The following is a 1,818-nucleotide window of genomic DNA, read 5'->3' as shown; positions in this document are numbered from 1 at the left end:
GGAGATACATATGACACATCCTTTAGGACGTTGGGCCGTACTTGATATCGAAACAACAGGTATTGACCCTAATTATGATCAAATCATTGACGTAGGTTATCTTCAGTATGAAGGAACGACTCTTATTCGTAAGTATAGCTCCCTTGTTCAATATGATGGAAAGCTGTCCCAATTCATTAAAAAACTCACTGGGATAGACTCTAAAATGCTATTGAATGCTCCTAGCTGGCAGGTTGTCTCACCTGAAGTTATGGATGTATTTGGTCACCATATTATTGCTCACAACGCTGAATTTGAAAGATCATTTTTAAGTGATCATTTTGCTAAGATAGATGATGGCAGTGGAAGAGAGTCGTACGAAGATAGCCTTTATTTCCTCTCTTTATTATTTCCAAATATGTCTTCTCTTAAGTTAGAGAACTTTATTTGTGATTGGAAGATTGCAGATCATGAAGAACACAGGGGATTTCAAGACTCTGTCGATTTACTTAAAGTTCTCATTATTGCTGTAGCGACAGTTAGAAGAGACGCTGCTCTTCAATTAACTGTGAATAGCTTATTTAAGAAATATAATTTAACTGAGTATTGGTACTATAGCTTTTTTAGCCTTACCGATGAGGAGTTAGAAGAACTTGCTGAGAGTGTTGAACTTGATATCAATTATCACTGTGACATTGCTTGGGAGACGATTCACCCAGTTAATGAAAAGGTCGATGCTGGACAAAAGTTATTTTCCCTAGATTTTAGCGGTGACAATATAAAGAATATTTTTAGGGATGAAGAAAGTGTTAAGCAAAAGACTCCTTTCTACCGCTATAGACAATCACAGGAGACCCTAGCTCTTAGAGTGGGGCAATCTTTTAAGAATAAAATTCACTCCTTGATTCAAGCTCCAACAGGGACAGGGAAAACGTTAGGATATTTAATTCCTTCCGCTCTCTTCGCTCTTTCTGAACAAAAACAAGTTCTAGTTGCGACAGGAACTAAAACTCTTCAGCACCAGGCGGTGTCTAAAGATGTTCCTCAATTGAGAAAGTTACTTGGACTCAATGATGATGAGTTAAAAGTTAGGCAATTGATTGGATCTGGAAACCATCTCTGTGAGCTGCTCTTTAGACAGAGTGTAGAGGAAGAGGACCTGCTTACAAATACTAAAGACTTTAAAGAAAAATACACTGATATGTTCTTTGATCTAGTTTTCTTTTATAACTCTAGAGCTCATGTAGATGATCAAATAACGAGAGGTGACCTTCCATTTGTAATGAAGAGAAAAATTGAAGACTTCTCTACAAAAGAAAACGATATCACCGTAGATTTTAGATCTTGCACTGGACAGAGTTGTCCGTTTAAAGGTGATTGCTCATATATAAAAGGATTAAGAGAAGCAAAAGACGCCAATATTATTGTTGGTAACCATGCTCTAATGTTCTCATGGCCTAGAAGCTTTCCAAGACCAGCTTATGTGGTTGTAGATGAAGCTCATAAAGTTGAAGGTGAGACTACGAGTGCTTTTACTTATGAAGTTTCTGAATCCGATTTAAATTCTTTAAATAAGGCGCTAATTCATAATCAAGGTATTGGTTCTTTATTTTATTTACTCGCTCAGCATGAAACAACTGAGGGAGAGAGTACTGGAGTGATCACAAATATCAGAGGTGAAGTTACTAACACACAACAACTTCTCCAAGATCACTTAAATGGACTTCCTACAGTTGTAGAGAGCTATTTCAAAAAGCGTCCTCGCTACACTGATATCTTTTGGAATGAAGCTCCAATGATCAATAGAAAGAGAACTGATGAGCTTGGTATGGCCATCTT

At 37.2% G+C, this 1,818-nt stretch carries 1 protein-coding gene; it reads left to right on the top strand.

All coding sequences use genetic code 11. The features are described from left to right. Nucleotides 1-10: 10 nt before the first annotated feature. Nucleotides 11-1,818, top strand: a 1,808-nt coding sequence (locus tag ABX784_RS17340; protein ID WP_372656315.1) for an exonuclease domain-containing protein, incomplete at its 3' end; no start/stop codon positions are given.

Source organism: Halobacteriovorax sp., from assembly GCF_041587335.1.
GTDB lineage: Bacteria > Bdellovibrionota > Bacteriovoracia > Bacteriovoracales > Bacteriovoracaceae > Halobacteriovorax.
Note: the sequence above shows the minus strand (reverse complement) of the source record. Positions and strands in the feature narration are given on the sequence as shown.